Source organism: Arthrobacter sp. NPDC058097, from assembly GCF_042884885.1.
In the GTDB taxonomy this organism is placed as follows: domain Bacteria; phylum Actinomycetota; class Actinomycetes; order Actinomycetales; family Micrococcaceae; genus Arthrobacter.
Genome location: NZ_JBHVSZ010000007.1, coordinates 270,033 through 294,115, shown reverse-complemented (window position 1 = coordinate 294,115; position 24,083 = coordinate 270,033). Strand labels below are relative to the sequence as shown.

Annotated in this window: 21 protein-coding genes, 1 tRNA gene, 1 pseudogene and 1 riboswitch; of the genes and pseudogenes, 21 read left to right on the top strand and 2 right to left on the bottom strand. The window is 66.2% G+C overall.

Annotated features, from left to right (window positions below; translation table 11 throughout):
* Positions 1-199 precede the first annotated feature (199 nt).
* Genes ileS through ndk form a run of 4 tightly spaced genes read left to right on the top strand, consistent with a single transcriptional unit; the run spans position 200 to position 5,861 of the window.
* Positions 200-3,541 (top strand): isoleucine--tRNA ligase, encoded by a 3,342-nt coding sequence (ileS, locus tag ACFVTE_RS14420; RefSeq protein ID WP_387101423.1) that lies wholly within the window; start codon positions 200-202, stop codon positions 3,539-3,541.
* 3 nt (positions 3,542-3,544) lie between these two features.
* A complete protein-coding gene (locus ACFVTE_RS14415; protein WP_387101421.1) occupies positions 3,545-4,906 on the top strand; it encodes a bifunctional folylpolyglutamate synthase/dihydrofolate synthase in 1,362 nt (453 codons plus the stop codon).
* The gene (locus tag ACFVTE_RS14410) at positions 4,906-5,400 is read left to right on the top strand and encodes a DUF4233 domain-containing protein (RefSeq protein WP_387101419.1); all 495 of its coding nucleotides are present in this window, start codon (positions 4,906-4,908) and stop codon (positions 5,398-5,400) included. Before ACFVTE_RS14415 ends, ACFVTE_RS14410 begins: the two co-directional genes overlap by 1 nt.
* Before the next feature lie 41 nt (positions 5,401-5,441).
* Positions 5,442-5,861 carry a nucleoside-diphosphate kinase gene (gene ndk, locus ACFVTE_RS14405; RefSeq protein ID WP_003803412.1) on the top strand — a complete coding sequence of 140 codons (420 nt, stop codon included), beginning with the start codon at positions 5,442-5,444 and terminating at the stop codon, positions 5,859-5,861.
* Positions 5,862-5,975: 114 nt separating this feature from the next.
* Here the strand turns inward: ndk and ACFVTE_RS14400 are convergent, their stop codons facing one another.
* Positions 5,976-6,659, bottom strand: a complete 684-nt coding sequence (locus ACFVTE_RS14400; protein WP_387101417.1) for a vitamin K epoxide reductase family protein — start codon at positions 6,657-6,659, stop codon at positions 5,976-5,978.
* Between the two features lie 456 nt (positions 6,660-7,115).
* Here ACFVTE_RS14400 and ACFVTE_RS14395 point away from each other — a divergent pair, with 456 nt between their 5' ends.
* The 15 genes from ACFVTE_RS14395 (at position 7,116) to ACFVTE_RS14325 (ending at position 21,983) form a co-directional block, all read left to right on the top strand.
* A complete protein-coding gene (locus ACFVTE_RS14395; RefSeq protein WP_387101415.1) occupies positions 7,116-10,454 on the top strand; it encodes an Rne/Rng family ribonuclease in 3,339 nt (1,112 codons plus the stop codon).
* A gap of 127 nt (positions 10,455-10,581) precedes the next feature.
* A riboswitch (TPP riboswitch) is annotated at positions 10,582-10,678 on the top strand.
* Positions 10,661-12,256 carry a bifunctional hydroxymethylpyrimidine kinase/phosphomethylpyrimidine kinase gene (locus ACFVTE_RS14390; protein ID WP_387101413.1) on the top strand — a complete coding sequence of 532 codons (1,596 nt, stop codon included), beginning with the start codon at positions 10,661-10,663 and terminating at the stop codon, positions 12,254-12,256. Its footprint overlaps the riboswitch before it by 18 nt.
* A 328-nt stretch (positions 12,257-12,584) precedes the next feature.
* On the top strand, positions 12,585-12,893 hold the full coding sequence (gene rplU, locus ACFVTE_RS14385) for a 50S ribosomal protein L21 (protein WP_003803420.1): 309 nt from the start codon (positions 12,585-12,587) through the stop codon (positions 12,891-12,893).
* A gap of 60 nt (positions 12,894-12,953) precedes the next feature.
* A complete protein-coding gene (gene rpmA, locus ACFVTE_RS14380) occupies positions 12,954-13,217 on the top strand; it encodes a 50S ribosomal protein L27 (RefSeq protein ID WP_003803426.1) in 264 nt (87 codons plus the stop codon).
* A gap of 118 nt (positions 13,218-13,335) precedes the next feature.
* The gene (gene obgE, locus ACFVTE_RS14375; RefSeq protein WP_387101410.1) at positions 13,336-14,925 is read left to right on the top strand and encodes a GTPase ObgE; all 1,590 of its coding nucleotides are present in this window, start codon (positions 13,336-13,338) and stop codon (positions 14,923-14,925) included.
* 64 nt (positions 14,926-14,989) lie between these two features.
* The gene (gene proB, locus ACFVTE_RS14370) at positions 14,990-16,087 is read left to right on the top strand and encodes a glutamate 5-kinase (RefSeq protein WP_387101463.1); all 1,098 of its coding nucleotides are present in this window, start codon (positions 14,990-14,992) and stop codon (positions 16,085-16,087) included.
* A gap of 26 nt (positions 16,088-16,113) precedes the next feature.
* The gene (locus ACFVTE_RS14365; protein ID WP_387101408.1) at positions 16,114-17,463 is read left to right on the top strand and encodes a glutamate-5-semialdehyde dehydrogenase; all 1,350 of its coding nucleotides are present in this window, start codon (positions 16,114-16,116) and stop codon (positions 17,461-17,463) included.
* Positions 17,464-17,565: 102 nt separating this feature from the next.
* Positions 17,566-17,790: a hypothetical protein gene (locus tag ACFVTE_RS14360; protein WP_387101406.1), complete on the top strand. Its 225-nt coding sequence runs from the start codon at positions 17,566-17,568 to the stop codon at positions 17,788-17,790.
* Positions 17,729-18,460: a nicotinate-nucleotide adenylyltransferase gene (gene nadD, locus ACFVTE_RS14355; RefSeq protein ID WP_387101404.1), complete on the top strand. Its 732-nt coding sequence runs from the start codon at positions 17,729-17,731 to the stop codon at positions 18,458-18,460. The genes ACFVTE_RS14360 and nadD overlap by 62 nt, the downstream gene beginning before the upstream one ends.
* Before the next feature lie 7 nt (positions 18,461-18,467).
* Entirely contained in the window at positions 18,468-19,769 is a 1,302-nt protein-coding gene (locus tag ACFVTE_RS14350; protein ID WP_387101402.1) for a hypothetical protein, read from the top strand.
* Positions 19,770-19,818: 49 nt separating this feature from the next.
* Positions 19,819-20,220, top strand: coding sequence for a ribosome silencing factor (gene rsfS, locus ACFVTE_RS14345; RefSeq protein ID WP_387101400.1), 402 nt, complete (start codon positions 19,819-19,821; stop codon positions 20,218-20,220).
* Positions 20,221-20,319: 99 nt separating this feature from the next.
* Positions 20,320-20,395 (top strand) — tRNA-Ala (locus ACFVTE_RS14340).
* Positions 20,396-20,944: 549 nt separating this feature from the next.
* Positions 20,945-21,271, top strand: a complete 327-nt coding sequence (locus tag ACFVTE_RS14335; protein ID WP_387101398.1) for a hypothetical protein — start codon at positions 20,945-20,947, stop codon at positions 21,269-21,271.
* 90 nt (positions 21,272-21,361) lie between these two features.
* The gene (locus ACFVTE_RS14330; RefSeq protein ID WP_387101396.1) at positions 21,362-21,688 is read left to right on the top strand and encodes a hypothetical protein; all 327 of its coding nucleotides are present in this window, start codon (positions 21,362-21,364) and stop codon (positions 21,686-21,688) included.
* Between the two features lie 100 nt (positions 21,689-21,788).
* Positions 21,789-21,983, top strand: coding sequence for a hypothetical protein (locus ACFVTE_RS14325; RefSeq protein WP_387101394.1), 195 nt, complete (start codon positions 21,789-21,791; stop codon positions 21,981-21,983).
* A gap of 67 nt (positions 21,984-22,050) precedes the next feature.
* Here the strand turns inward: ACFVTE_RS14325 and ACFVTE_RS14320 are convergent, their stop codons facing one another.
* Positions 22,051-22,278 (bottom strand): hypothetical protein, encoded by a 228-nt coding sequence (locus tag ACFVTE_RS14320; protein ID WP_387101392.1) that lies wholly within the window; start codon positions 22,276-22,278, stop codon positions 22,051-22,053.
* A 550-nt stretch (positions 22,279-22,828) separates the two neighbouring features.
* Between ACFVTE_RS14320 and ACFVTE_RS14315 the strand changes: the two genes are divergently transcribed.
* Together ACFVTE_RS14315 and ACFVTE_RS14310 are read left to right on the top strand one after the other, a co-directional pair.
* Complete coding sequence (locus ACFVTE_RS14315) at positions 22,829-23,647, top strand: PRC and DUF2382 domain-containing protein (RefSeq protein ID WP_387101390.1); 819 nt, start codon at positions 22,829-22,831, stop codon at positions 23,645-23,647.
* 34 nt (positions 23,648-23,681) lie between these two features.
* Positions 23,682-23,978, top strand: a pseudogene (locus ACFVTE_RS14310) (DUF6884 domain-containing protein); the annotation flags it as partial.
* Positions 23,979-24,083: the final 105 nt, after the last annotated feature.

Sequence of the window (24,083 nt, the reverse complement as noted above, 5' to 3'; positions counted from 1 at the left end):
CCAGTAGAACCGGACGGGTAAGCCCGTCACAGCAGCAATGAGCGGCCGCCGTCGGACTCCCTTGGGGTTGGGCAGCGGTAAGTGAGGTGGTACCGCGGTGCCGGGGTGCTTTATCCAACGCTGTTGGATGATTGCACACGCGCCGTCCTCGCATCCTGAATGATCCACTTGTTCACCAGCTCAACCCAGGATGTTCGAGATGACGTATTACCCCAAGGCCTCAGCAGCCCCGTCCGGCCAGGGCTCCTCCGCAGGAGTGTCCGCCTCCGTGAAGTTCCCGGAGATCGAGGAGCGGATCCTCAAGTACTGGGACCAGGACGGCACCTTCCAGGCCAGCATCGACCAGCGCAGCGCCGACCTCCCCGGCGGCGCCCCGGGCAGCAACGAATTCGTCTTCTACGACGGCCCGCCCTTCGCCAACGGCCTGCCGCACTACGGCCACCTGCTGACCGGCTACGCCAAGGACCTGGTGGGCCGCTACCAGACCCAGCGCGGCAAGCGCGTGGAACGCCGGTTCGGCTGGGACACCCACGGCCTGCCCGCCGAGCTGGAAGCCATGAAGCAGCTGGGCATGACGGACAAGACGCAGATCGAGGCCATGGGCATCGACAAGTTCAACGATGCCTGCCGCGCCTCCGTGATGAAGTACGCCAACGAATGGCAGGCGTACGTCACCCGCCAGGCCCGCTGGGTGGACTTCGACAACGACTACAAGACCCTCAACGTCGAGTACATGGAGTCCGTGCTCTGGGCCTTCAAGCAGCTGCACGAGAAGGGCCTGACCTACAACGGCTACCGCGTGCTGCCATACTGCTGGAAGGACGAGACGCCGCTGTCCAACCATGAGCTGCGCATGGACGACGACGTCTACAAGAACCGCCAGGACCAGACCGTCACGGTGACCTTCCCCGTCAAGGCAGGGGAGTCGGAACTCTCCAAGCAGCTGGCCGGCGTGCAGGCGCTTGCCTGGACCACCACGCCCTGGACGCTGCCCACCAACCTGGCGCTCGCCGTCGGGCCTGCCATCAGCTATGCCGTGCTGCCCGCCGGACCGAACGGCGTCAAGGCCGCGTCGGCGGAGGCGCCGGTCACCGGAAGCTTCCTGCTCGCCGAGGACCTGCTGGCCACCTACGCAAAAGACCTGGGGTACGGTGACGGTGCCGCTGGCGCGGCTGCCGCGGCCGCCGCCGTGGTCTCCACCCACACCGGCGCCGAACTCGAAGGACTCCGCTACGAGCCACTCTGGCACGACTTCGCCGACACGGAAAAGTACGGCACCCAGAACGCGTGGCAGTTCCTCGTGGCGGATTACGTGACCACCACCGACGGCACCGGCATCGTCCACCAGGCACCGGCCTACGGTGAGGACGACCAGAAGGTGTGTGAAGAAGCCGGCATCCCCGTGGTCCTCTCCGTGGACGAGGGCGCCAAGTTCCTCCACCTGTTCGCCCACGGCGACCTGCACGACATCGTCGGGCTCCAGGTCTTCGACGCCAACAAGCCCATCACCCAGGTGCTCCGTGCCCAGGGCCGCCTGGTCCGCCAGGCCAGCTACGAGCACAGCTACCCGCACTGCTGGCGCTGCCGGAATCCCCTGATCTACCGCGCCGTCTCCTCCTGGTACGTGGAGGTCACCAAGTTCCGCGACCGGATGTCCGAGCTGAACCAGGAGATCAACTGGATCCCCGGCAACGTCAAGGACGGCCAGTTCGGCAAATGGCTCGCCAACGCCCGCGACTGGTCCATCAGCCGCAACCGCTACTGGGGCAGCCCCATCCCGGTGTGGCAGTCCAGCGATCCCGAGTACCCGCGCACCGACGTGTACGGGTCCCTCGCGGAGATCGAGGCCGACTTCGGCCGGCTGCCGCTGAACAAGGATGGCCAGGTGGACCTGCACCGGCCGTTCATCGACGAGCTGACCCGGCCCAACCCGGACGACCCGCGCACCCCCGAAGAGGGCCAGTCGGTCATGCGCCGGGTGGAGGACGTGCTGGACGTCTGGTTCGACTCCGGCTCCATGCCCTACGGCCAGGTGCACTACCCGTTCGAGAACGAGGCCTGGTTCGACACCCACAACCCGGCCGACTTCATCGTGGAGTACATCGGACAGACCCGCGGCTGGTTCTACATGCTGCACATACTGTCCACCGCGCTGTTTGACCGCCCGGCCTTCCGGAACGTCATCAGCCACGGCATCGTGCTGGGCTCGGACGGCCAGAAGATGTCCAAGAGCCTGCGAAACTACCCGGACGTCTCCGAGGTCCTGGACCGCGACGGCTCCGACGCCATGCGCTGGTTCCTCATGTCCAGCCCCATCCTGCGCGGCGGCAACCTCGTGGTCACCGAACAGGGCATCCGCGACGGCGTCCGTCAGGTCATCCTGCCACTGTGGAACGTATACAGCTTCTTCACGCTGTACACGAATGCCGCCAACGGCGGTGCGGGCTACGACGCGCAGCTGCGGTACGACGGTTACACCGACACGCTGGACCAGTACCTGCTGGCCAACACCGGCGACCTCGTCCGGAACATGACCGCCCAGCTGGACACCTACGACATCTCCGGGGCCTGCGACGAACTCCGCAGCTATCTGGACATGCTTACCAACTGGTACGTCCGCCGCAGCCGCCAGCGCTTCTTCGACGAGAACGCCGACGCCTTCGACGCCCTGTACACCGCCTTGGAAGCCGTGTGCCGCGTGGCCGCCCCGCTGCTGCCGCTGGTTTCCGAGGAGATCTGGCGCGGCCTCACCGGCGGCCGCTCCGTGCACCTCGCCGACTGGCCGGACCCTGCGCTGTTCCCCTCCAACGAACCCCTGGTCGAAGCGATGGACCGGGTGCAGCAGATCTGCTCCACCGGCTCCTCGCTGCGGAAGGCCGCCAACCTGCGTGTCCGGCTGCCACTGCAGGAGCTCACTGTGGTGGCGCCCGGTGCAGATGCGCTGGAAGGCTTTGCCGCCGTCGTTGCTGACGAACTGAACCTGCGCTCGGTCCGCCTGCTGGATGCCGGCAGCGCCTCCCCGGAGGAGTTCGGCATCGAGCAGAAGCTGGTGGTCAACGCCCGTGCCGCCGGTCCGCGCCTCGGCAAGAACGTGCAGCTCGCCATCAAGGGCTCCAAGTCCGGCGACTGGTCTGTTTCCGATGCCGGCGTGGTCACCGCGGGCGGCCTTGAGCTGGAGCCGCAGGAATACACACTGGAGACGGTGGTGGCAGAGTCGGAGGGCGGTTCGGCAGCTGCGTCGTCTGCTGCCGCAGTATTGCCGACCGGCGGTTTCGTGGTGCTGAACACCGAAGTCACGCCCGAGCTTGAGGCCGAAGGCCTGGCCCGGGACATGGTCCGTGCCATCCAGCAGGCCCGCAAGGACGCCGCGCTGAACGTGAGCGACCGGATCCGCACCACCGTGAACGCCGCGCAGAACGTCATCGATGCCCTGCTGGCGAACGCCGAGCTGGTGAAGACCGAAACGCTGACGCTCGAGCTGGAGGCCGTACCGGCCGACGCCGCGGAACCGCGCATCACTGTCGAAAAAGTGGGGGCCTGAGACATGACCGACGAATTCTCCGTGGAGAGCGTTTACGCCGAGTTGCTGGGCCGGGCGCCGGAAAACAAGATGGAGCCCCGGCTCGCGCCGCTGTTCCGCGCCATGGACGTGCTGGGGGAACCGAACAAGGCCTACCCGATCATCCACATCACCGGCACCAACGGCAAGACGTCCACGGCCCGGATGATCGAGGCCGGCCTGCGCGCCCACGGTCTCAGCACCGGCCGCTACACCAGCCCGCACCTGTCCAAGGTGACGGAGCGGATCAGCCTGGACGGCGCGCCCGTGTCCGACGAGACGTTCGTGCGCATCTGGGATGAGATCCGGCCGTACCTGCAGATCGTCGACGACGAACTCATCGCCGAGGGCCAGCCCCGGCTGACGTACTTCGAGTGCCTGACCATCCTGGCCTTCGCCGTGTTCGCCGACCAGCCGGTCAATGTCGCCATCATGGAGGTCGGGCTCGGCGGCATCACCGACGCCACCAACGTGGGCGACGGCCAGGTGTCCGTGGTGACCCCCATCTCCCTCGACCACACCGACCTGCTGGGCGACACCACCGAGGACATCGCCCATGAGAAGGCCGGCATCATCAAGCCCGGCGGCTTCCTCGTCAGCGCGGCCCAGCCCCTGGACGCCGCCCAGGTCCTGCTGGAGAAGGCCAAGGAGGTGCAGGTGCCGTTCCGCTTCGAAGGGGTGGAATTCGGCGTCGAATCCCGGCAGGTCGCCGTCGGCGGCCAGGTGGTGAGCGTTCAGGGCCTCGCCGGCCGCTACCCGGACCTCATGGTTCCGCTGCACGGCGCCCACCAGGCCGAGAACGCGGCCGTGGCCGTGGCCGCGCTGGAGGCATTCCTCGGCGGCGGCGAGAAGGAACTGTCCCTGGAGGTCCTGCAGGAGGCGTTCGCTACCGTCTCGTCCCCGGGACGCCTGGAAGTGGTGCGGACAGCCCCCACCATCATCGTGGACGCCGCCCACAACCCGGACGGCATCCGGGCCTCCGCCGAGGCCATCCAGGAGGCCTTCAGCTTCAGCAAACTGGTGACCGTCGTGGGTGTGCTCAAGGAAAAGGACGCCGAGGAGATCCTGCGCCAGCTCAAGGAGTCACTGGGCGACCTCGCGGAGGAATTCTGCTTCACGCAGTCCAATTCCCCGCGGGCGGTGCCGGCAGCGGAACTGGCGGAGCTCGCCGTCGACCTCGGCTTTGGCGAGGAAAACGTGCACATCGCCGAGAAGCTGGACGACGCGCTGGAGTGGGCCGTTGAACGTGCCGAAGCGAACGACGACCTTGCCGGCGGCGTGCTGGTGACCGGCTCCATCACGCTGGTGGCGGACGCCCGCATCCTGCTTGGAAAGGCGGCAACCTGATGGCGCGGCTCACCAAGGCCCAGCGCGAATGGCGCCCGGGCATGCCCAAGAAGCGGCGGTCCACCAAGGTCATGTTCGCCTCGACGGTCCTGCTGCTGGAGGCCTTCGTGGTCTTCTTCGCCACACTGGCGGTGTTCGGCCTGCGCCGCGCCGAGATCTCACCGGCATTGATTCTCTCCGTGGGCATCGGCCTGAGCGCGGTGCTGATCCTGGCCTGCGCCGTGCTGTCCAGGCCGTGGGGTGTGGCGCTGGGCTGGATCCTGCAGGTGGTGCTCATCCTGACTGGCTTTGCCGAACCCATGATGTTCCTCGTGGGCGCGCTGTTCGCCCTCGCCTGGTGGTACGGCATCCGGGCGGGAATCCGCATCGACCGCGAGTCGTCCCAGCGTGAGCGTGAGCAGGCCGAATGGGATGCCGCGCACCCGCAGGCCGCCGGCAATCAAGGCGCTGGCACTGATGGCTCCGGCACTGAGGGCACTGGCCAGACCCCGTAGACTTAGCGTCGAAACCCACAACCAACCTCATTGGAGCGACTGTGAGCATTGAGCGCACCCTTGTCCTGATCAAGCCGGACGGCGTCACCCGGAACCTGACCGGCGAAATCCTCAAGCGGATCGAAGCCAAGGGCTACACCCTGGCCGAACTCAAGAAGACCAACGCCAGCCGGGAACTGCTCGAGCAGCACTACGAGGAGCACGTGGGCAAGCCGTTCTACGAGCCGCTCGTCGAGTTCATGCTCAGCGGCCCCGTGGTCGCCGCCATCTTCGAAGGCCACCGCGTCATCGAGGGCTTCCGCTCGCTGGCCGGCACCACCGATCCCACGACGGCGGCCCCGGGAACCATCCGCGGCGACTTCGGCCGTGACTGGGGCCTGAAGGTCCAGCAGAACCTCGTCCACGGCTCCGACTCGGTGGACTCCGCCGAGCGCGAAATCAAGATCTGGTTCCAGGCCTAAACCTCCCGCAGGCTGAGCGCGAACGTACAGTTGTGGCCCCTCACTCCGCGGAGTCAGGGGCCACAACTGTACGTTCGCGCTGTTTGAAACCTGCGCTGTCAGAAACCTGCGCTGTCAGAAACCTGAGGTGCCGGCGAACACCTGGATGAAGGCGAAGAAGATGGTCGCAATGACGGCCACGTAGAGCAGGGCCGAAATGATCCAACCGGAGTCGCCCAGGACGCGGGCCAGGCCTGCCGGCGCAGGAATCACGCCGTGGACCACGTTTCGGACGGTGACCCAGACGAAGAGCGGAATCATCGCTGCCCAGACAATCATGCAGAACGGGCACAGGATGTGGATGGAGTACAGCGCCTGGGACCACAGCCACACCACGAAGATGAAGCCGAGGGTGATGCCGGCCTGCAGCCCGAGCCAGTACCAGCGGGCGAACCGGGCGCCGGCAAGCAGGGCCATTCCCACGGTAGTGGTGATGGCGAAGGCGACGATTCCGATGAACATGTTCGGGAAGCCGAAGACTGAACTCTGCCACGTCTGCATGACCTGCCCGCAGGAAATCCAGGGGTTCACGTCGCAGACGGTGGCGTGGTTGGGATCCTTGAGGACCTCAAGCTTTTCCAGCACCAGGATGCCTGATGCCAGCCAGCCCACAACGCCGGTGATGACCAGCAGCCAGCCGAAGGGGCGGTCGCGTGTCATGGCCGGTACGGTGGCACCGGCCGACGCCGCGGCGGGCCCGGCACCGTCCTGGTGATCCTGATCGTAGTCCGTGCCCGGGGAAGGCGAAGTGCGTGGCATGGGATGGCGTCCTTTGTCTGGGGTGCTCCTGCCCAGATTGTATCGCCGCCAGCTTGAGGCCGCCTGTACCCGCAGCCCACGGCCCCTTGACCGGCTTTGTCACACAATTACAGCGTATTTGAACGGCAATATGAGAGAATAAACGTGGCTGGAGCGCGAACCACATTCGAACTCCAGTCCGGTGGCTTGTTCCCAAGACCGCCAATGAGCAGTGGTGCAGGCTTTGGAAAGAAGATCCAGCCTCCCACCTTCCATTGGACGGCACCTGGTTGTGGTTGTCAGAAACAACGGGTTCCAGTAACAAGCCCGCCGGCCTGTCAGGCCTGCCGCACCCCACTGCCGGTGCGAGCCTGCTGGTATCCAATTGACTTCTGTCAATGCCTGCGGGTTTTGACAATATGTGCCCCAATGGGTGCCGAATGTGGCGGCACGTCAGGGGCAGGAGTGTTGCCACATATGGATAATGACCAGGTTATAGCCGAGAACGTTGAACCGGCTGCCGCCGGAGAAGCCGCCGCCGAGGCTCCCAAGAAAGCCACCAGGACCCGGCGCAAGGCCACGCCCAAGGCCAACGCAGCGGACGCGGAGTCCGTGGCGCCGGAGACCCCCGCGGAAACCCTGACCTCTGAAGGTGCAGTATCTGAAACCGGAGCGCCTGAACTGGCCGCTGAGGGCGCAGAAGCACCGGCCAAGGCCCCGGTCCGCCGGACCCGCGCCCGGAAGAAGGTCGCCGAAGAACCGCTGCCTGCCTTTGCGGAAGGTGCCGGAGCGGAAGTCGACGTGCAGGAAGCCGGCGCGCAGGCGGCCATCACGGAGCCGGCCGTTGCAGAGCAGGCCGCGGAGGAACCGGCCGCCGAGTCCAAGCCCGTGCGCCGCCGCCGGACCACAAAGGCGAAAGCCGCCGTGCCGACCGAAAGCCCGGCCGAGTCCGCGGAATCTGCCGAGGCACCCGCCGCCGTCACGGCCACCGCCTTGTCGTCAGCCAGCGAGACCGAAGTGCCCGCCGAGGCGGCCGCGGCACCCGCCGATGCGGCTGCGGCACCCGCCGCTGCCCCCGCGCCTGCAGCTGCCCCGGCACCTGTATCCGAGGCAGGCGCCGAATCGGCCGCTGCACGGGAAGCCGCTGCACAGGAAGCCGCTGCCGAGGAAGAGGCCGAAGAAGAGCCTGCCGGGCAGTCGCCCGTGGGTTCGCTTTTCCTTGAGCCGGCATCAGTAACGTCGATCATCTTCCAGGCCCCTGACCTGAACACGGTCATCCGCCCTGCGGCTCCCGCCAAAGAGGACGCGGCCGCCGAGGAAGGCGAGGACGAACTGGAGGACGAGGGCGGCCGGCGCCGGCGGCGCAGCCGCGGTCGCCGCGGCCGCAGCCGGACCGACCGTGAGATCACCGACGGCGATGAGGAAACGGACGTTTCCGACGAGGCGCTCGAAGACGAAGCTGGGCAGCCTGACGACGGCGTGACGTCCCGCCGTCGCCGTCGCCGCCGCCGCGGCGACCAGGACCTGGAACTGACCGGCGGGGGAGAAGACGATCCCCCCAACACGGTCACCCGCGTCCGCGCTCCCCGAACCATCAGCGAGGCACCGGCGAGCAACCGCGTGACCAGCGTCAAGGGATCCACCCGCCTGGAGGCCAAGAAGCAGCGCCGCCGCGAATCGCGGGACACCGGCCGCCGCCGCACCGTGATCACCGAGGCCGAGTTCCTGGCCCGCCGGGAATCCGTGGACCGCCAGATGATCGTCCGCCAGCGCGACGACAGAATCCAGATCGGTGTCCTGGAAGACGGCGTCCTGGCTGAGCATTTCGTCTCCAAGACGCAGCAGGACTCCCTGATCGGCAACGTCTACCTGGGCAAGGTCCAGAACGTCCTGCCGTCCATGGAAGCTGCCTTCGTCGACATCGGACGCGGCCGCAACGCCGTGCTGTACGCCGGTGAGGTCAACTGGGACGCCGCCACCCTCGAGGGCAAGCAGCGCCGGATCGAAAACGCGCTCAAGTCCGGCGACTCCGTCCTGGTCCAGGTCACCAAGGACCCGGTAGGCCACAAGGGTGCGCGGCTGACCAGCCAGATCTCCCTGCCCGGCCGGTACCTCGTGTACGTCCCGGGCGGATCCATGACCGGCATCTCCCGCAAGCTGCCCGACGTCGAACGCAACCGCCTGAAGCGCATCCTCAAGGACCGTCTCCCCGAGGACGCGGGCGTCATTGTCCGCACGGCCGCTGAAGGCGCCTCCGAGGAGGAACTGACCCACGACATCAACCGCCTCCGTGCCCAGTGGGAGGGGATTGAGAGCCAGGCGAAGTCCACCAAGGTCCTCGCGCCCGAACTGCTTTACGGCGAACCGGACCTGACCATCAAGGTTGTGCGTGACGTTTTCAACGAGGACTTCTCCAAGCTGATCGTCTCCGGCGACGAGGCGTGGGACACCATAGAGGCGTACGTCACCTATGTCGCGCCGGACCTGGTGGGCCGGCTCGAAAAGTGGACCAAGGACGAGGACATCTTCTCGGCCTGGCGCATCGACGAGCAGATCCACAAGGCACTGGACCGCAAGGTGTTCCTGCCGTCCGGCGGCTCGCTGGTCATTGACCGCACCGAGGCCATGACGGTGGTTGACGTCAACACCGGCAAGTTCACCGGCAGCGGCGGCAACCTCGAAGAGACTGTCACCAAGAACAACCTTGAGGCAGCCGAGGAAGTTGTCCGCCAGCTGCGCCTGCGGGACATCGGCGGCATCATCGTCATCGACTTCATCGACATGGTGCTGGAGTCCAACCGCGACCTCGTCCTGCGCCGCCTGGTGGAATGCCTGGGCCGCGACCGGACCAAGCACCAGGTGGCCGAAGTGACCTCCCTGGGACTCGTGCAGATGACGCGCAAGCGCATGGGCACCGGCCTCCTGGAAGTCTTCGGCGAGCAGTGCGAGGCATGTGCCGGCCGGGGCGTCGTCACCCATGACGAGCCGGTGGAGCACCGCCGCGCCAACACCGTGGCAGCGGAGCACCACGTGCACCGTGCCGAGGTCCAGCCGCCCGCCAGGTCAGAGCGGAAGCGCCGCCGCGGCAAGGGCGGACAGCCGTCCTCAGAGACTGCTCCGGCCGCACCTGCTGCACTGCACCACCCGGAACCCTCGGAAGCGGAACGCCACGCCAAGGCTGAAGCGACCCGTGCTGCCCTCGCCAACATCGCGGCAGCGGCCCATGCCGCCCACCTGCATGAGGAAGCAGCGCACAGTGCCGCGGCGTCGGGTGAGCCCGCCCGGCCTGCCGCGCCCGCGGCCGCCGCACCGGAAAGCCCCGTGGTACACCGCGCTCCGGAAACGGAGAGCGTCTCCGGGCGGCCTGGCGCAGTGCTCACGTTCGGCGGCGAAAAAGTGATTCTTCCGTTCGTCGACCACAGCGACGAGCCGGTCAAGGAAGCGCCGGCCCTGACGCTGGACCGCCTCGAGGAAGCCTTCGCACACCTCGGCGCTCCGGTCGCCCCCGCCGAAGAGGAGGAGGCTCCGGAGGAGATTCCCGCCGCGGCACAGCCGTCGGCAGGACAGCCGGTGGAAAGCCCCACCGCGCCGTCCCGCAGCCGCCGTCCGCGCCGCAACCGCAGTGCCAGCCGTGCCCAGGGAGCTGCCAACGAGACATCCGTGGAACACCACGAGGTCGCGCAGGCTGCAGCGGCCGGGCACTCGCACGAGGCCAAGGCGCCGGAAGCGGGCAATCCGCAGGCGGCCAAGGCGGCTCCGCCGGCAGCCAGCGAACCGATCATTCTGGGCGTCGGGGTACCGGCCTCGGAACTGTAGGACAAGAAGTAGGTCCGGCACCGCAGGAAGTTGCGGTGCCGGACCTTTCTGGTTCCTGCCGGTGTGGCCGCCGGCCTGTTGCAAACGTCAAATTCAGTGCCCGACGCCGATCCACCGGCTAGGCTGGAGGACTGACACGGGGTGCCGCGCAAGGGCCGGCTGAGATCCAAACCCGTTGAACCTGTCCGGTTAGCACCGGCGAAGGGATGTCTTCTTTGCCATCAACATTGTCATCAGCATCACTCCTGCCCGCACCCGCGGGTGCCGCCGGTTCCCTTCTGGAAACTGCGGCGCCGGCCGTTCCGACCTCCCGGGAAATTCCCCGGGTCCTTGCCATCGCAGGCTCGGATCCGTCCGGCGGTGCAGGCATCCAGGCCGACCTGAAAAGCATCGCGGCCCACGGCGGCTACGGGATGGCTGCAATAACCGCCCTCACCGCCCAGAACACCACGGGTGTGAGGGGCGTGCACGTTCCGCCGGCTTCCTTCCTGTCAGCCCAACTCGACGCCGTCAGCGACGATATCCATGTGGACGCCGTGAAGATCGGCATGCTGGGGGATGCACAGGTGATTGCCGCGGTCCGCAGCTGGCTCGAAGAGGTGCGGCCCGGCGTCGTGGTTCTGGATCCGGTGATGGTGGCCACCAGCGGTGACCGCCTCCTGCAGGAGTCTGCGGAAGCAGCCCTCCGGCAGCTGCTGCCGCTGGCGCACCTGATCACCCCCAACCTTCCCGAGCTGGCCATGCTGCTCGGCGAGCCCGACGCGGCTGACTGGGCCGCGGCGCTTGAACAGGGAAGGCGACTCGCGGACCAGACCGGCGCCACGGTCCTTGTCAAGGGCGGCCACCTGAACGGCTCAACGTGCCCGGATGCCCTCGTGAACACGGCCGGGCTGCTGTCGGCGGAGGTGGTGGAGGTCGCGGGGGAACGGATCAGCACGCGGAACAGCCATGGCACCGGGTGTTCGCTCTCCTCGGCGATGGCCACAGCCCAGGCGCGCCTGGGTGACTGGGAAGCGTCTCTGCGGGCGGTCAAGCCCTGGCTGGCCGGGGCCCTCCGCACGTCCGGGCAGCTGGAAGTCGGGGCAGGCAACGGACCGATCAACCACTTCCACCACCTGGCCCAAACTGGAATATCAGCCCAGCCCCAACGCAAGGGCGGGTTCGCGGAACTGTTGCGTGCCGAGTCTGTTGGCGACCTGGAAGCCATCTATGGCCTGGGCTTCATCCGTGGGTTGGCCGACGGCACCCTCGCGGAGAAGGAATTCGCGTACTACCTCGCCCAGGACGCCATTTACCTCAACGGCTACTCCCGTGTCCTGGCCCGGGCCAGTGCGTTGGCGCCAACCGAGTCCGAGCAGCTGTTCTGGGCGCGCTCGGCCCAGCAGTGCCTGGAAGTTGAATCGGAACTGCACCGCAACTGGCTCAGCACGCGCACCGTAAACGCTGAGCTGGGTCCGGTCACGAAAGCCTACGTCGACCATCTGGTGGCGGCCTCCGCCGGCGGCAGCTACGCGGTGCTGGTGGCCGCGGTCCTGCCCTGCTTCTGGCTCTACGCCGAGGTGGGGGAGACCCTGCACGCCGAATATGTGGCTGCCGGCGCCCCGGCCGGGCACCCGTACGCCGAGTGGCTGCGGACGTACGCCGACGAGGAGTTCGCTGCCGCCACCCAGCGGGCGATCGAAATCGCCGACGGCGCCGGCCGGACCGCGTCCGCGGCAGAGCGCGAAGCGATGATCACCGCCTTCCGGCACTCCTGCCGGTACGAGGTGGAATTCTTCGACGCGCCGAGCCGCCACAGCTGAGCGGCAGCGGCCGCCGCGCCCGGTATGATGGTCGCGCACGGCATAGGATGTCCGGAACAGCACCCCTGTGGTGCCTATCACGGACAACCCGCCGGTGCCCGCCTCATTTGCGGCCGACGACGGAATTAGCGTATTCTAGATCTTCGGTGCTTACGCCAACACTTGGGTTATGACCCGGGATCGTCCAGTCGGACTTGTTCCTGGGATAGCTCACGGGTTCCCCCGGGTAATCCACGGCGTTGAGGCACAGCGAGAACCAGGCCAATTTCCGGACCCGGGGTTCCGCACGCAAATTTAGTAATAAACGTCGAGAGAAGTGAGTTCCCAAGTGGTGTACGCGATTGTCCGCGCAGGCGGCCGCCAAGAGAAGGTTTCCGTTGGAGACTTCGTTACCCTGAACCGCGTCGCCGGTGGAGCTGGCAGCACCATTGAGCTGCCCGCGCTGCTCCTGGTAGACGGTGACAAGGTCACCTCCGCAGCTGCGGACCTGGCCAAGGTAACTGTTACGGCTGAGATCCTCCAGGACCTCCGTGGTCCGAAGATCGTCATCCAGAAGTTCAAGAACAAGACCGGTTACAAGAAGCGCCAGGGTCACCGTCAGGAACTGACCAAGGTCAAGATCACCGGCATCAAGTAACCCCCGGGTTACTGTTCAGGTTTCCAACAGTTTTTCCAGAATTAAAGGCAGGCATTCCAAATGGCACACAAAAAAGGCGCGAGCTCCACTCGCAACGGTCGTGACTCCAACGCCCAGTACCTCGGCGTCAAGCGCTTCGGCGGCCAGGTAGTTTCCGCTGGCGAAATCATCGTCCGCCAGCGCGGCACGCACTTCCACCCCGGTGCGGGCGTTGGCCGTGGCGGCGACGACACCCTGTTCGCACTGCAGGCAGGTGCCGTTGAATTCGGTACGCGCCGCGGCCGTCGGGTCGTCAACATCGTTGCTGCTGCAGCTGCAGAGTAACAACAAGTTCTGAAGCGGTGGAGCGGGCCATGATGGCTCGCTCCACTGTTCTTTTAACCGCATTACAATCGATTTGGACGTCCAGGACGGCCGGATTTAGCAACAGAGGAGATTCACCGTGGCGAGCTTTGTAGACCGGGTAGTACTGCACGTATCCGGCGGAACCGGTGGCCACGGCTGTGTCTCCGTCCACCGCGAGAAGTTCAAGCCGCTGGGCGGACCCGACGGCGGCAACGGCGGCGACGGGGGCGACGTCATCCTGCGCGTCGACTCGCAGACCACCACGCTGCTCGACTACCACCACGCACCGCACCGGCACGCCACCAACGGCGGCCCCGGCATGGGAGACTGGCGCGGCGGCAAGAACGGCGAAACCCTGGTGCTTCCCGTTCCGGACGGCACCGTCGTCAAGACCAAGGACGGTCAGGTCCTGGCCGACCTCGTGGGTGAAGGCACCGAATTTGTCGCAGCCTCCGGCGGGCAGGGCGGGCTCGGAAACGCCGCGCTGTCCTCCCAGAAGCGCCGCGCGCCTGGTTTCGCGCTGCTCGGCATCGAGGGCGACGCCAGCGACATAGTCCTGGAGCTCAAGTCGATTGCCGACATTGCCCTGGTGGGTTTCCCCTCCGCCGGCAAGTCCAGCCTGATCGCGGCCATGTCCGCCGCGCGGCCGAAGATCGCCGACTACCCATTCACCACCCTCATCCCGAACCTTGGCGTGGTCCAGGCCGGCGATGTCCGCTTCACCATTGCCGACGTCCCCGGCCTCATCGAGGGCGCCAGCGAAGGCAAGGGCCTCGGCCACAACTTCCTGCGACACGTCGAGCGCTGCGCAGCTTTGGTACACGTTTTGGACTGCGGTACGCTGGAATCTGACCGAGATCCGCTCTCCGACCTCGCAATCATCGAAACCGAGCTCGAAAAATACGCGGTGGACATGAGCTATGCCGGCTCGAACGGCGAAGTTGTTCCGCTCAACCACCGCCCCCGGCTCGTGGCACTCAACAAGGTCGACCTGCCGGACGGCAAGGACATGGCAGAGTTTGTCCGGCCGGAGCTGGAATCCCGCGGCTACCGCGTCTTCGAAGTGTCAGCCACGAGCCATGAGGGCCTGCGCCAGCTGGGCTTCGCCATGGCAGAGATCGTCCAGGCCGCCCGCGACAGCGTGGAAGCCACGCCGCCGAAGGTGCACGCACCGGTACTGCGGCCCCGCGCCGTCAACGAGTCCGGTTTCCGGATCCGCCGCGAGGAGAAAAACCTGGAGCCGCTGTTCCGCGTGCTGGGCGAGAAGCCCGTGCGCTGGGTCAAGCAGACGGACTTCACCAACGAGGAAGCCATTGGCTACCTTGCCGACCGCCTGGCCAAGCTCGGAGTCGAAACCGAGCTGTTCAAGCAGGGCGCCAAGCCCGGCGACACCGTGGTGATCGGTGAGGACGACGGCGTGGTGTTCGACTGGGAGCCGACCATGATGGCTGGCGCCGAGCTGCTGGCCTCGCCGCGCGGCACGGACGTCCGCTTCGCAGACATCGGCGACCGTCCCACCCGCAGCCAGAAGCGCGAGGAACAGATCGAACGCCGCGAGGCGAAGGCCGCGGCACGGGCCGAGTTGGAAGCCGAGCGCAAAGCCGGCATCTGGACCGAGTCCGTCAGCGCGCGCCGGGCTGCCCAGCCCCTCAAGGAGAGCGGGCTGAACACCGAACATGAGGAGTGAACCCGCACACGTGACCGATACTTCCGCAATTGTCATCGAGGAACCCAGGACCGACGACCGCAGCATGCTCGCCAGGGCACGCCGGATTGTGGTCAAAGTAGGATCGTCGTCCCTTACCAGCATCAAGGGCGGAATATCGGAGGAGGCGCTCACCGAGCTTTCGGATGTGCTGGCCGCCAAGTGCAATGCGGGAACCGAGATCATCCTCGTGTCCTCCGGAGCCATCTCTGCTGGCCTGGCGCCGCTGGGCCTGGCCAAGCGTCCCCGGGACCTCGCCACCCAGCAGGCCGCGGCCAGCGTTGGGCAGGGCCTGCTGATGGCACGCTACACGCACGCCTTCGCCGCGCACGGTGTCACGGTGAGCCAGGTGCTTCTCACCGCAGATGACCTCATGCGGCGCAGCCACCACCAGAACGCATTCCGCGCCCTCAACCGGCTGCTGAACCTCGGTGTCGTTCCCGTCGTCAACGAGAACGACACCGTCGCCACGCACAAGATCCGTTTCGGCGACAATGACCGCCTGTCAGCCCTCGTGGCGCACCTGGTGCGCGCCGATGCGCTGGTGCTGCTGTCCGACGTCGACTCCCTGTACGACGGTCCGCCCGCCCAGGGCGCCAAGCGGATTCCCCAGGTGGACGGTCCGGAGGACCTCGACGGCGTCTCCATCGGCAAGACCGGCAAAGCCGGCGTGGGTACCGGCGGCATGCAGACCAAGGTTGAGGCGGCCCTCATGGCCGCCGATTCGGGCATTCCGGCGCTCGTCACCTCCACCGGGAACGCCGCGGCGGCGCTGGCGGGCGATGACGTTGGAACCTGGTTTACCGTCAACGGGGCCCGCAAGTCCGTCCGGATGATGTGGCTCGCGCATTTGGCCCATGTGCAGGGCCGGCTGTTCCTTGACGCCGGCGCCGTCCGGGCCGTGCGGGACAACCACACCTCGCTGCTGCCCGCCGGCATCACATCCGTCGAGGGCAGCTTCGAAAGCGGCGACGCCGTCGAGATGGTCTCGCCCGAGGGCACCGTCATCGCCCGCGGCCTGGTGAACTACTCCGCCGCCGAACTGCCGCAGATGCTCGGACGGTCCACCGTGGAGCTGGGGGAGGCCCTGGGCCGCGGGTTCGACCGTGAAGTTGTTCACGTTGACGACCTGGTTCTGGTCTAGGCGCCGCATTCGCCTAGACTTGAATGATGACTGAGGCACTGATGAACCAAGCAGCTGAGACATCCAACGACGCTACGACGGTCCCCACCCTGCCGGCAGACAGCCAGCCCACACCGGCTGACGTCGAGGCGGCCGTCTACGCGATCGCCGACCGTTCCCGCCAGGCCGCCCGCAGCATGGGCCGCGCCAACCGGGCCTGGAAGGACAAGGCCCTGCGCGCCATCGCCAGCGCCCTGCTCGCGAATAAGCAGCAGATCCTCGCCGCGAACGCAAAGGACGTCGAAGCGGGCCGGGCCAATGGCACGTCCGCCGCCCTCCTGGACCGGCTGACCCTCAACGACACCCGCATTGCCGCCCTCGCCGCCGCCCTGGAGAACCTGGCCGGGCTGCCCGACCCCGTGGGCAATGTGGTGCGCGGACAAACCCTGCCCAACGGCCTGCGCCTGCGCCAGGTCAACGTTCCCATGGGCGTAGTGGCAGCCATCTACGAGGCCCGTCCCAACGTTACGGTGGACATCGCCGGCCTGGCGCTCAAGAGCGGCAACGCCGTGATCCTCCGCGGCGGTTCGGCCGCAGCCTTCACCAACGAGGCCCTCATCCGTGTGCTCCGCGATGCGCTGGAGTCCGTGGGCCTGCCCGCCGATGCCGTGCAGACCGTGGACCAGTACGGCCGTGAGGGCGCCAACGTGCTCATGCGTGCCCGCGGACGCGTCGACGTGCTGATTCCCCGCGGCGGCCGTGAACTGATCCAGACAGTCGTCAACAACTCCTCCGTGCCGGTCATCGAGACCGGAGAGGGCAACGTCCACATCTTCATCGACGAATCAGCCAGTGAAGACATGGCAGTGGAGATCCTCCTCAACGCCAAGACGCAGCGCCCCAGCGTCTGCAACACGGTGGAGACGCTCCTCGTCCACTCCGGCTCGACGGTCCTGCCTGCCGTTGCCGCAGCCCTGAGCAAGGCGGGTGTCCGGCTGCATGCCGATGACCGCGTGCGCGCCGCGCTCCCTGCATCGGTGGAATCACTGCCGGCAACCGACGAGGACTGGGCCACCGAGTACATGGACCTGGACCTGGCCGTGGCCATGGTGGACAGCCTGGACGATGCCGTCAAGCACATCCGGACGTGGTCGACGGGACACACCGAGGCCATCCTGACCAATGACCTGCGGAACGCCGAACGCTTCATCGCGGAAATCGACTCCGCTGCGGTCATCGTGAACGCGTCCACGCGGTTTACCGACGGCGGGGAGCTGGGCCTGGGAGCCGAGGTCGGCATCTCCACGCAGAAGCTTCACGCCCGCGGCCCGATGGGCCTGACCGAGCTGACAACCACCAAGTGGATTGTCCAGGGCGAGGGCCAGGTCCGCGCCTAACATCGCGGAAACCGCTCCCGACATAGCGGTAACATAGTAAAGAAGTCCGGACCGGCGGGAATTTCCGCCGTCGTCATCCTTTTTATTCCTATAGGGGAGAAAATGCTGCTCCAGCAGATTGCCGCGTCAGTTGCCGAACACGAGGAAAGGGCGCCCTTGTGGGCCGAGCCGTGGGTCTTTGGCATCTCGATGTTCGCCATCTTCGTGGTGCTGATGTTCGTCACCCTTTCGTACGGCAACCTGGGCAACCGCCACAGTGCTGTTGATGAGCACGCTGACCCGCACCGCCAGCACCCCAACAAGCACGACCACGGCCAGGGCCACTAAGATTTCCGCCGCACTGCACCACAGGGATACGCAGCGCCGGCTGCGGCTGGGCGTGATGGGCGGGACGTTCGATCCCATCCATCACGGCCACCTTGTGGCCGCCAGCGAGGTGGCAGCGAAGTTCGGACTCGACGAGGTCGTGTTCGTGCCCACTGGCCAGCCGTGGCAAAAGTCCAGCAAGAAGGTCAGCGAACCCGAGCACCGTTACTTGATGACGGTGATTGCCACGGCGTCGAACCCGCGGTTTACTGTCAGCCGTGTCGATGTGGACCGTCCCGGGCCCACCTACACCATCGACACCCTCCGCGACCTGCGGACCCAGCGGCCGGATGCCGACCTGTTCTTCATCACCGGCGCTGACGCCCTGGCGCAAATTCTGTCGTGGAAGGACATCGACGAGCTGTGGTCGCTGGCCCACTTCGTGGGAGTTACCCGGCCAGGCCATGAGCTCGACGGCATGGGCCGCAAGGACGTCAGCCTGCTCGAGGTCCCCGCGATGGCGATCTCGTCTACCGACTGCCGTGCCCGCGTTGCCGCCCACAACCCTGTCTGGTACCTGGTGCCGGACGGTGTGGTGCAGTACATCGCGAAATACGGGCTCTACGCCGCACCGGCCGGGAACAGCAGCTCCGAAACTACCGAGACAAACGATCCAGCCAGCACTGAATGAGTTTGAGATGAGTCAGGAACAGCAACCGATCCGCAGCCGCCGAGAACTGCGCAAGGCCCGGGATGAAGCCCTGGCCAAGAACCGGAACGCCGCCCCTCCGGGTGCCGGCGAGCAAACCCCTGCCTCGAAGCCACCTGTTTCAAAGGTTCCCCCCTCAAACCCGCCTGGTTCGAAGCGGCCGGCCGCCGCAGACAGCAGCCAGGATGACACCGGGCGCGTGCGCCGGGTAGCGCCGGGCCCCGTGGACTCCCCGGCGGCCGGTTCAGCCGCCGAGCGTTCGTCACAGATCCGTGCCCGCGACAGGGCGGCCCTGCGGACCATCAAGGAGCTGGCCGAAAAGGAAGAGCAGCTTTCCGGCGGTGGGCCGCCAACACGCCGCCAGCTGCGGCTGATGCAGCTCAAGGAGCAGGCTGTTACGTCGGCGATGCCCGTTGTGCCGCCGGCCGACGGCGATGCCTCCACCGGGAAATCGTCCGCTTCTGCGTCTGACTCCTCGTCCGGAACGGCCGGCAAGCCCGCTCTGGCCGCCGGATCCAAGCCGGCAACCTCTCCCGCCACCGGTCCGGGCCCGCGGCCCGCGACTCCGGCGGGAGACGAACTGCCCGACGGCATGACTGTGGAGCAGGCCCTTGAGGCGCGTGCACTCCTCGCTGAACAGGCGAAGAACCAGATCGCCAAGATGGAACACATCGCGGCTACTGACCCTGAAGCCGTGGATCCGGAAATCCTGGCCCAGCAGATTGCCCTGGCCGAACGGGCCGCCGTGCTCAACAAGCGGGCCATGGCCAAGCAGAAGCTTGCCGAACAGAACACACCCCAGCAGGGCGGACAAAACGGTCCCTCCACGGCCAGCAACCTTGCCATGGTGACCCCGCTGGAATTTGAACAGGTGCCCGGCGTCGACCGTCCCGTCATGAAGCGGCCGGCCACCTCGCATGTTCCCGTGGTGACCAACCCCGGTCCGCGGGTCCCGGCGCGTGGCAACCGGGCCGCCAAGGCCTCCCGTTCAGGCGCGCCGTCCACCGGGCGGTCGCGGGTTATTGCCCGGGCGGAAGCGGCGGCGCGTTCGGCAGCAGCACCTCCGGCCGGCACCCGCCAAAACGCCTGGACCGATGAGTCCGGTGAAGACGTTACGACCCTGCCGCCGGTGTCAGCCAAGTCGGCCTACGGGCTGGAACCCCTCGACGCGGCCACTGCCGGACTCGCCCGGGCCAACCGGCTGAAGCTGATTCAGCTTGGCGTCGTGGCGCTCGGCGCCATTGCCCTTGTTGCCGGGGTCATCATGATCATCAGCGGTCTCGCACGCTGACTTCAGCCAGTACCACTACTTACGCTTTTTTATCACTACAAGGAGTCCCGTGACCGCATCCGAATCGTCCGTCACCATAGCCCGGCATGCAGCCAGGGCCGCGGCGGACAAGATCGCCCAAAACATCGTCGCCCTTGATGTCAGCGAACGGCTGGCCTTGGCGGACGTGTTCCTCATTGCCTCGGCACCCAGCGAACGCCAGGTCAACGCCATCGTCGACGGCATTGAAGAGGAGCTCATCAAGCAGGACCTTCGTCCGGTACGCCGGGAAGGCCGTTCGGCCGGCCGCTGGGTCCTGCTGGACTACGCCGACGTCGTCATCCACGTCCAGCATGAGGAAGACCGCGTCTTCTATGCCCTGGAGCGCCTGTGGAAGGACTGCCCGGTAGTGGACCTGCAGCTGGGGGACGACGCCTCTGCCAAGGCCAGCGCTGCCGCCGATCAGGAGTAGCTGCCGGACCGAATATGCCCGATTTGGAATTTTCAGAAATGCTGGTCTAAGATATTTGAGTTGCTTCGGAGAGATCGAGAACCGAAGCAGCAAGAATATGGGGCTGTGGCGCAGCTGGTAGCGCACCTGCATGGCATGCAGGGGGTCAGGGGTTCGAGTCCCCTCAGCTCCACCAAGAAAACCGCTGGAACAAAGGGAAGTAGCCCGGTTCTAGCGGTTTTTTATGTCGTCAAACTCGACCCAACTCCGTGTTTTGCCCGTGTTTTGAGGGCGCGAACCCGGGCAGTCAAGGGATAAGTCGGGAACCTTGAGCGCCCCATCCACAGCGGGCGCCACGCCCGTGCTCTATTGCTCGGCCCCCCGCTGGCACCGAGAACTGACGGTCATAGACGCGACCCGCAACGTTGCCATTGGCCGGATCAGTGTCGGCACATACCCGGGGCAGCTCGAGGCGAGCACGAGACGGACGCTACCTGTACGTCGGGCACCTGTTCGGGCTGTGTGTGGTCGATACAAGCACGAACAGGATCACCGCTGACATCCCCTTGCCGGGCGTGCCGCGCGAACTCTTGGTCAATGAGGCCGGAACCCGGCTGTACACGACCGCCGTCAACGGTAACGCCGGTGATGTCCTGGTCGTGGACATCACCAAGAACGCCCTGGCAGCCCAGGTTGGCCGGCCGCATTGGCAGCCTGACGGCCAACCCTTGGGGTTCCGGCCTCTATGCCACCTTCCCGGACCGCAACGTGGTCACCGTGGTTGCGCTCCACCCCGCCAACCTCACCGCAGCCCCGGTCCCCACGATCGCCGGAAACGGCAAAAGGCCAGCGACTGACTGCCGGTGCCGGCATCTGGAACCCTGCACCAGTCACCCTCCGCTACCAGTGGAAGCGCAACGGCCTGAACATTGCCGGAGCCACCGGCGCTTCCTACATTCTGGGTGCCGCCGATGTTCGCAAGACCATGACCGTCACGGTCACCGGCAGCAAAGCCGGCTACACCACTCTTGCCCGCGTCAACGCCAAGACCCGGGCGGTGACGGCGCGCTGACACCCGGTTAGCACGAACCGGGGCAGCCACACGCCTCGGGGAAGGCAGGATCAACACGGCGTACTCAACGAGCAGCGGGTAGGCGAGGACATGGTTTCGCCCGATCTGGGCACCTTTGCCGTTGACTTGACGGCAGGGCTGGCCGATGTCGGCGCCGCCCAGGTCTCTCACTATGGGACCGTGTCCATTACCGCCAAGAGTGATGGCACGCGCTCATTCACCTTCCGGGAGTCCGCTGACGAGATCCGGAGACGTATCACGATCGACGATGCCGCCTGGCATGCGATGTGGCCGGGGTGGACGCTGGAGAAGGCCTCCATCGGCATGTTCTCCGTGCACGTCCAGGAAGCTATCGACACGGCGCCGGACTCCGCCACCACGCTTACTCTGGTTGAAGGCAGTGTCATCGTCGAGTAGCCTCTGCAGGTGACCGTCGAAGGCCAGTGTGGCTGCCGCACACATCGGAGGGGCAGGGCCGACCATGCCCGCTGAACCACGCCCGAAAGGATGACCTCCCATGCCCGCCCGCAAGAAACGAAAGCCCGGGTTCGCGCTGCCAGCCGAGCTGGTGCGCCAGCGGGTCCAGTTCGCTGCCTCCGGTGCTGCCGGTACCCACGCAGACCAGAAGGCCCGCAAGCACCGGACCGGCCAGTCTAACCGCATCGGCAGTCGTTCAGCCCGGCTACGCGCCGTCCTGCGGCACGAGAACTGACGCCGGCACCCGCAGGGTCTCCACCCGGTTGCGCGCTAAAACAGTCCAGGCAGAAGCCTGCCGGTTACTACACCGCAGGTACGTGCTGGAGCAGCCAGTGGAGGGCGCCATTCAGTTCCGTGAAGTATTCGGTCGGGCACTCCGGCTTGGGGTGGCCCAGCAAACCGTGGGCGATGACCCGGTCCACCGGGGTTGAACCCAGGATGGCGAATGCCCGGACCGTTTTTGCTTCGCTGTAAACACCGACCGCTTCCCGGCTGACGGAGCCGACGCCGGTGATCTGCAGCAGTACCACTGAGGGTTTGCTTCCCGTAAGGGCCAGAAGATCTTGCCGCGCGCGTGCCCCATCATCCGCAGTCATCCGCGCCCCAGGCTTCAGAACGATCCGTACGATTGCTTCGCCCAACAGATCCACTGAAACATTGTCCCCAACGGGCTCGAACTGGACTGATGACATGCGTGTTGCCCCCCGGCTAGGAAAAGTAGGATGCACCTGGAAGGCTCGTCGGATGGCTCCGCGCGCCGCTTGCCATGGCGAATTTGCTTCATACTAATGGCCGATACGCCCTGAGTGACACCACCGCGGCTTGTGCACGATCAGCAAAGATGATTTGCAGCGGAACGCGTCCGGCGAAGGAAGCGTTGAAGTGGCCTGGTCGGTGCGAATCCAGTGTGAGGCCACCTGTCGGCCAGCTCAATGAGTGCGGCATTTTGACATGGTGAAGGTGCTTGCAAATGGATAGTAAGCATGCTTAGGTTGTTTGTCATGGGCCGCAGGAACTGGCCCGACAAGGGTGGCCGGCCCCTCCAAAAGACATCGCACAAACGAGATCCAAGGAGACACCATGCTTGCCAAGGAACATATCGACGACCTCCTCGACCGCAACGGAAACGTCGTTTCGACGGATGGGGACAAGATCGGCTCCATCGGGCAGGTCTATGCAGATGACGACAGCGGGCAGCCCACTTGGGTCACGGTGAAGACCGGCCTGTTTGGAACCTCTGAATCCTTCGTCCCGCTCGAAGGCGCGCGCGTTGACGGCGACGACCTGGTCGTCCCGTACTCCAAGGACCAGGTCAAGGATGCCCCGCGGGTGGACGCTGACGGCCACCTGGACCCGTCCGAGGAAGACCGGCTTTACGCCTACTATCAGATCAGCGGCGGTGGGGGACGCACCTACACCGACGCCAGCACAGGACGGGACGGGGACAACAACTCGGCCGGCACCGCCGGGTACGACACTGACGCCCGTGGCTCTGTTGGCCACGACACGTCCGGTCCCACCACGGATGACGCGATGACCCGTTCCGAGGAGCGGCTGAACGTGGACACCGAGCGGCAGACCGCCGGCCGGGCCCGGCTGCGCAAGTATGTCACCACCGAAAACGTCACCACCACGGTCCCGGTCGAGCGCGAAGAGGTGCGCATCGAACGCGAACCCATCACCGACGCCAACATTGGCGCAGCCATGGACGGGCCGGCCATCAGTGAAGAGGAACACGAAGTGATCCTTCATGAGGAACGGCCCGTCGTGGATAAGGAAACCGTTCCGGTGGAGCGTGTACGCCTCGACAAGGACACCGTGACGGACGAGGTCATCGTTGAGGAAGAGGTCCGCAGGGAACGCATCGAGACCGACGGAACCGGCGACATCCGCCGCTAACCCAGAAAACGCAGAAAGCCGGGGCGGGCCGGACATGAGCCTCCGCCCCGGCTTTTTCATGCCACGACGGCTCTCCTCCAAACGACCCCCCTATGCCTGCCTTGACTGCCGCAACTTCGGGGAATCCCGCAATGCGGCACTTGGCTTCCGCCTGCGTCCTCGCATGGGGATCCACCACCAGAAAGTCGGCCTGGTCGGCTGCGCCTCGCAGAAGCTGCGCCGCACGGCGCCCGCCAGTGAACTCTACGTCTCCCAGCTGTTCACGAAAGCGTGCGCCTACGCGGAACGGACCTGCGACCGCTGGTACATCCTGAGCGCTAAGCACGGCCTGGTCCGCCCCGACATGATCCTGGACCACTACGACGTGCGGCTCGGTACCAACCACCCACGTCCCCGCCCATCCACGCTTGGCGCGGCAGGGTCCAGGAACAGCCGG

Excerpts from the sequence above, each read along its gene's own strand:
- ileS (WP_387101423.1), top strand. The coding sequence starts at position 200 with ATGACGTATTACCCCAAGGCCTCAGCAGCCCCGTCCGGCCAGGGCTCC.
- ACFVTE_RS14415 (WP_387101421.1), top strand. The coding sequence starts at position 3,545 with ATGACCGACGAATTCTCCGTGGAGAGCGTTTACGCCGAGTTGCTGGGC.
- ACFVTE_RS14410 (WP_387101419.1), top strand. The coding sequence starts at position 4,906 with ATGGCGCGGCTCACCAAGGCCCAGCGCGAATGGCGCCCGGGCATGCCC.
- ACFVTE_RS14400 (WP_387101417.1), bottom strand. The coding sequence starts at position 6,659 with ATGCCACGCACTTCGCCTTCCCCGGGCACGGACTACGATCAGGATCAC.
- ACFVTE_RS14395 (WP_387101415.1), top strand. The coding sequence starts at position 7,116 with ATGGATAATGACCAGGTTATAGCCGAGAACGTTGAACCGGCTGCCGCC.
- ACFVTE_RS14390 (WP_387101413.1), top strand. The coding sequence starts at position 10,661 with ATGTCTTCTTTGCCATCAACATTGTCATCAGCATCACTCCTGCCCGCA.
- rpmA (WP_003803426.1), top strand. The coding sequence starts at position 12,954 with ATGGCACACAAAAAAGGCGCGAGCTCCACTCGCAACGGTCGTGACTCC.
- proB (WP_387101463.1), top strand. The coding sequence starts at position 14,990 with ATGCTCGCCAGGGCACGCCGGATTGTGGTCAAAGTAGGATCGTCGTCC.
- ACFVTE_RS14365 (WP_387101408.1), top strand. The coding sequence starts at position 16,114 with ATGACTGAGGCACTGATGAACCAAGCAGCTGAGACATCCAACGACGCT.
- ACFVTE_RS14360 (WP_387101406.1), top strand. The coding sequence starts at position 17,566 with ATGCTGCTCCAGCAGATTGCCGCGTCAGTTGCCGAACACGAGGAAAGG.
- nadD (WP_387101404.1), top strand. The coding sequence starts at position 17,729 with ATGAGCACGCTGACCCGCACCGCCAGCACCCCAACAAGCACGACCACG.
- ACFVTE_RS14350 (WP_387101402.1), top strand. The coding sequence starts at position 18,468 with ATGAGTCAGGAACAGCAACCGATCCGCAGCCGCCGAGAACTGCGCAAG.
- ACFVTE_RS14335 (WP_387101398.1), top strand. The coding sequence starts at position 20,945 with ATGCCACCTTCCCGGACCGCAACGTGGTCACCGTGGTTGCGCTCCACC.
- ACFVTE_RS14330 (WP_387101396.1), top strand. The coding sequence starts at position 21,362 with ATGGTTTCGCCCGATCTGGGCACCTTTGCCGTTGACTTGACGGCAGGG.
- ACFVTE_RS14325 (WP_387101394.1), top strand. The coding sequence starts at position 21,789 with ATGCCCGCCCGCAAGAAACGAAAGCCCGGGTTCGCGCTGCCAGCCGAG.
- ACFVTE_RS14315 (WP_387101390.1), top strand. The coding sequence starts at position 22,829 with ATGCTTGCCAAGGAACATATCGACGACCTCCTCGACCGCAACGGAAAC.